Genomic DNA, 5,831 nt, shown 5'->3' with positions numbered 1-5,831 from the left:
AGAATTATTACCATAGATCGCTATACCCTTTGCAACTTCAAAATCAGTTTTCTTCAACGAAACTGTCCCTGTTATGCTTATAGGCGTTTTTTCCTGTTTGGACACAGTACTCCGCTTAACAACATTTGTTTTCTCAGTTGTTAAATCCTGACTTCGATTTTGTTGACTCGCTTCCTTCTGTGTTCCCCCATCAAAATATATGCCGTAGACTCCGTCACCTTCCACTTTAACAGTAGAAGACTCAATATTTACGTGATTCATAGTAGGACGAACGTCAGAGGATCTCCTTCTCCTAGAAGAACCCGTCTCAACAGCATCACCACTCTTCATAACCCACACAGCATGGGCATCAGTAACAACATTTCCGTTCTTAAAATCAACAGAAGCATTATCACTCACCAGAAAAGCTGCACGTCCAAATTTCTCTGTAGAATTCGACTTTCCTGCTTCCTTTTTCGCAGTAATGTTAACTTTGTTTAACTTAATGCTTCCCCCAGCTTCTGAGCGAACAGCCACTCCATTTGTCAGCATAATCGTTCCAGAGTCCATAGTTACCTCACCAGCCTGACTCGCCAAACCAGCCACAGCCAAATCCCCCGTCACGTTAATTTTCGTATCCTTCAAATCAATAGATGCCCCAGAATCTGCGAAAGCGCCCACATAATAAGCATTAACTGTCCCATCATGCATCGTAACCTTCCCGCCACTTTGCGCTTCAAGCCCAATCACAGAAGAGGTAATTGTTGATTTCTTATCCAAAACAACTTCTGCCTTGTCTTCTGCAAGCACAGCACTCACGAGTTTTGATGTAGTAAAATCAACATTATCTTTACTATCTGAGGAATCCGCACCACTAATAGTAGTACCCTCTAGCTTGATAACTGTATTTGGATTTCCTGCATGCATAGAATGCTGAGTTTTCTCACTTGCCTTCAGTGTCTTCCCTGTTATTGTCCGCGATTTACCATCTCTACACAAATAAGAAGTCTGTGATCCCCTCTCACTATTATTATTCTCCGTATCAGCACATGTAGAAGAAATCGTTTCCTTACCAGAGTTATTAAGCACAAGAACACGTCCAACAGCTCCACTAGAAGATGCAACAGGCTTTACAGAAACCTCAGAAGAAGGCTTTATGGAAGCAGTTGAATTTAGACTAGAAGATGCAACAGGTGTTACAGAAACCTCAGAAGAAGGCTTTATGGAAGCTGCTGATTCTATAGATGGAAGCCTATTCGATATAGTATGCCCAGATGATAGAGAAATCCCATCTGTCGATATCACAGAAATCCTACCTCGATCAGATCTCGCAGCTGAATCAGCTCCTAAAGATATTAAATTTAACGAACTTCTACCTCTAGATGAAGGAGATAAATTGGATGAAACAGTATATACGCTATGCCCAGATGTCCCCGATCTTGCAAGATTATTAGATGTCCCCTCCTTAGATGCAGCAGAAGCAACAGGAAACGTAGTAGGAGAAGGACGAGACGTTACAGTTTCAGATGTTCCAGCCCTCCCCTGATCAGTAGATGTGCCCCCCTCAGATACAGCAGAAGCAACAGAAGGCGTAGTAGAAGAAGGAACAGACGTTACAGTTTCAGATGTTCCAGACCCACCCTGATCAGTAGATTCCCTCCCCTCAGATACAGTAGAAGGAACAGAAGACGTAGTAGGAGAAGGAACAGACGTCACAGCTTCGGATGTTCTAGCCCCCCTCGGATCAGTAGATGCGCCCCCCTCAGATACAGTAGAAGCAACAGGAGACGTAGTAGTAGAAAGAACAGACGTCACAGCTTCAGATGCTTCACTCTCTAGGTATCCATCATATCCACCTTCTGTATGGTCTTCATTACCTGTCTCAGTTCTATGAATTCCAGAATCCACACCAACTGTATCAGAATCACCGTAACCTACTATAGTATATTCTACTTCATTTGCATTCTGTCTAGGATCTTCACTTCCATCAACAGCAAGAAGATAAATATCTGTACTTCCATCACTTGTTACCAGTTCTTCATTATAACTCAAAGTTCCCCCCAGAGTATAAGGATCAAGAAGATAAATATCTGTACTTCCATCACTTGTTACCAGTTCTTCATCATAACTGAAAGTTCCCCCCAGAGTATAAGGATCAGGAAGATAAATATCTGTACTTCCATCACTTGTTACCAGTTCTTCATTATAACTGAAAGTTCCCTCCAGAGTATAAGGATTCGGTTCCCTTCTTTCACTGCCATCAACAGTCTCTTCAGTTGTCAGGGTATGTAGAGAAGGAGATAAAGGATCTGATATTGTAGAGGGCTCATTTCCAGCCTCTTCATGACTTACATCACCTGTATCAGATCTCCCTAAAGCGCCTGCTCTTGAGTTAACACCAGAGGCGCCTGCAGGAACAACATCTCTTGTACCAGCGCCTTCCTCTTCTTCTCCGCTAACCTCAAAATTATCAAAAGTACCATTTGCAGCTTCTATTTTACTTTCTAACCGGTAATCCCAAATCTGTTTACTTTTTACCAATTTATTATCGAAATATTCCATCTTCAAAGGAGTCGTTGGACCGTAAGCACGAAGGATATACTGATAAGGTGAACCGCTTATTGTAACATACGAATCATTCAGCGTAAAAGAATCTTCCCTCGCCTCGCCATAAACCTGAATAATTGAAATACTCTGAGGTTTATAACCTTGAGCACTCTGATCTTGTTGATCATCACCATTTTGTCTAATTGGAAGCACATGCACCTTAGTTTTACCAGAAACATCACCATGAATTAAAAGCCTATCAGATAGTTGAGAATCCTCTGATGCATCAGCCGGCACAAATGCACCGAAATAAATATGAGAATCCCCAGAAGCGGTGTAAACTGTGCCTTCCCCATTTCCTATGCGAAGCATTTGATAACTATAATTTTGTAAATTAGCATCATTTTGTAAAGGCAAAAACGAAATAGTAGAATTGTCAAGTTTTACAAATGAAATACATGAATCCTCGCAACTCTCATTATTATGCTTCGCAAATCTACTTTTCGTTAAATGCCACTTTGATTCGTTGAACAAAAAAAGCTTACCCTGAGAACCTTTTTCAGCATAAGCTTCACCTCTAACTATAGAATCATTAACAAAAACCGACACCTCAGAAGTAGATAGAGCTTTTAAGAATGAATCACCAGATACATTCGATACGTTATCTATAAGGACAGAGCCTCTCATATGATTACCTACAATGGCTGTACCATCTGGCACATTAAGAGTAGTTTTTTGCAAAAGAACTAACGACTTCTTATTTTGTAATTGGGTACTTTTTAATTGGCTCTGTTCTGAATCATCGGATTGATTATCAAGATATACGCCAATAGACCTTTCGCCACTCAAGTTAATAGTTGAAGATTTTACAGAAGCCCTAATCCTAAAATCCACTTCAGCGGTTCTTTCGTCGGTTCTTTCTGCATCGGCTCCTGTCCTTGTCTTTTGTTCTAAAATTTTGGGTATAAGATAGCTAGCATAGCCCAAAGAAGAAAGAAACTCGACACTGGGTTCATCTATTTCAATACGCTTCACTGTTGTATTACTATTTCTTGCATCATTTTCAGAATCTTCAGCATCATTGTCAAAGGCCCATATACCAACAGAATTTGAATGACTAATGTTTCCATTTTTAAAGGAAATAAAACCTCCATCTGTAGAGAAAACGCTACTCAATTGCTGTGCTGCAGCGTTAGGTTGCTGTCCTGCAACGTTAGGTTTACTTCCATTGATTGTAACACTAACACTATCTAGTTGAATGATTCCTCCGTTTTCTGCCACAACTACAGTTCCACCTGTCGGTACAATAACCTTCCCCAATTTCATGTCTATTACTGATTCAGTGCTAGCACGCAAACCAGTTGCATTATCTAAAATAAGTTCCTCTTCACTACCCCCCCCCTGTTGGCCCGACACATTAATCTCTGTATCACGCAACAGAATAAGTGATTCATTCACAGCCTCAGCACCCATAATTGCATTATGGATTTTCCCTTTTTCCATAATGATCCTTCCACCATATGAAGCATAAAGCCCAGTGTCAAAATCACGAATCCATGAGCTTTCCAATTTAATCACTCCATCTTCTGATGCAAATACAGCGCTCCCATACTGCGGCGTTGTATCCTGCTTAACACCTGAACCAGGTTGATTCCTAAGAGATGAAGAGTACAATTTAATAATTGTCTGTTTAGTAGTTTTTGCTGATCCTTCAACAACATTTTCTTTATTAAAATCAACCCTTCCCGCTGCTACAGCATTAGCACCCTCGCTCTTCACCATAACCGTACTATACTTCATTGAGCGTTCTTTTCTATCACTACAAACAATAGGTGATAAAGGCTCAAAAAAACTTTTATAACTCGCTACATTACATGCATTGGCACCAACACCACCAGGAACAGCACCAGGAACAGCACCAGCACCATCAGCACCAGGAACAGCACCAGCACCAGCACCAGCACCAGGAACAGCACCAGGAACAGCACCAGCACCACCAGCACCAGGACCAGCACCACTCGCTATCGAAGCATCAACACCTTGTAAAAGGAAAAGAGCACTCGCTGTCAGTGCGTACAGACTTGTACGCTTTTTAAATACATTGATCATATGTCAAACTTTCTAAATAATGTTGCAAAAGCACTAGAATTAAGTGAAAATGAGGTAAGTGAACAATTTGTAACATATGTTAGTCAACTTTACAACATAGTGTTATTTATTTACGCTTCATTTTGTGCATAAAAATACCAAAGTTAAGTTTTTAAGTGCGCAAACCCTTGTAATATTAGATAAAAGGATAAAATCACGATGATAAAATATATGAAACAGATGACTTCTGTTTTACTGGTTGCAATCAGCTTTGCAACAGCTTTATGGACTCATACGAGTATTGCAAATACGAGTACTCAAACAAATATAACGATTAATCATGTTTCAGGCACGACTTCTGTTCCCGCTTCTCCGCAAAAGGTTGTTGTGTTTGATATTGCCTCTCTTGATAATATGAATCGCCTTGGTATCAAAGCGGTTATCGGTATTCCTGAAGGTAAAAAACCATCCTATCTGCAACAATTTGATGATGCAAAATATGAAAAAATTGGTACCCTTTTTGAACCCGATTATGAAAAAATTGCCACCCTTCAACCTGATTTGATTATTATTTCCTCCAGAACTCAAGCAAAATATAATGATTTATCCAAAATCGCTCCAACAATTGATCTAACTGTAGGAAATGAAAACTCTCTTTCAGATATTGAACGGAATGTGTCTATCCTTGGCAAAATTTTTGGCAAAGAAAAAGAAGCTGCAGAAGAAATTGCAAAACTCAATGAAACTTTAGCTGAAGTTCGTAAAAATACTAAAGGAAAAGGCCAAGGTCTTGTACTCATGACTTCTGGTGGAAAAATCAGTGCCTTAGGACCAAAGTCACGTTTTGATATTTTGCATTCCGCTTTCGGAATTGCCCCTGCAACCGATAAACTCACTGTACAAAAACATGGACAGCTCATTTCTCCTGAATTTATTCTTGAGACAAATCCTGATTGGTTGTTGGTGATTGATCGGGATGCAGCCATTGGACGGGAAGGGCAATCCGCAGCACAATTGCTTAACAATGAGCTTGTTCACCGCACAACAGCAAGCAAACAAAACCAAGTTATTTATTTGGACTCTTGGAGCTGGTATCGTGCAAGTGGTGGTTTAACGGGACTCTTTGAAACTGCTAAGCAGATCAATGAAGCCTTTACAAAGAGCAAATAAGCGTACAAAAGAGCTTGCTTGCTATATAAATAAAATTTAAAAGCAGA

2 protein-coding genes are annotated in these 5,831 nt (G+C 40.1%); one reads left to right on the top strand and one right to left on the bottom strand.

The features are described 5' to 3' along the window. Positions 1-4,635: hypothetical protein (locus tag ACFIKE_RS07965; protein WP_375649117.1), on the bottom strand; the 4,635-nt coding region annotated here is incomplete at its 3' end. A gap of 198 nt (positions 4,636-4,833) precedes the next feature. On the opposite strand from ACFIKE_RS07965, the gene ACFIKE_RS07960 reads away from it, so the two are divergent. Beyond that, positions 4,834-5,784: a siderophore ABC transporter substrate-binding protein gene (locus tag ACFIKE_RS07960; protein ID WP_375649115.1), complete on the top strand. Its 951-nt coding sequence runs from the start codon at positions 4,834-4,836 to the stop codon at positions 5,782-5,784. Positions 5,785-5,831: the final 47 nt, after the last annotated feature.

It is taken from the genome of Bartonella sp. MU70NMGDW (assembly GCF_042194085.1).
In the GTDB taxonomy this organism is placed as follows: domain Bacteria; phylum Pseudomonadota; class Alphaproteobacteria; order Rhizobiales; family Rhizobiaceae; genus Bartonella; species Bartonella grahamii.
This window is presented reverse-complemented; position numbering and strand designations above follow the sequence as displayed.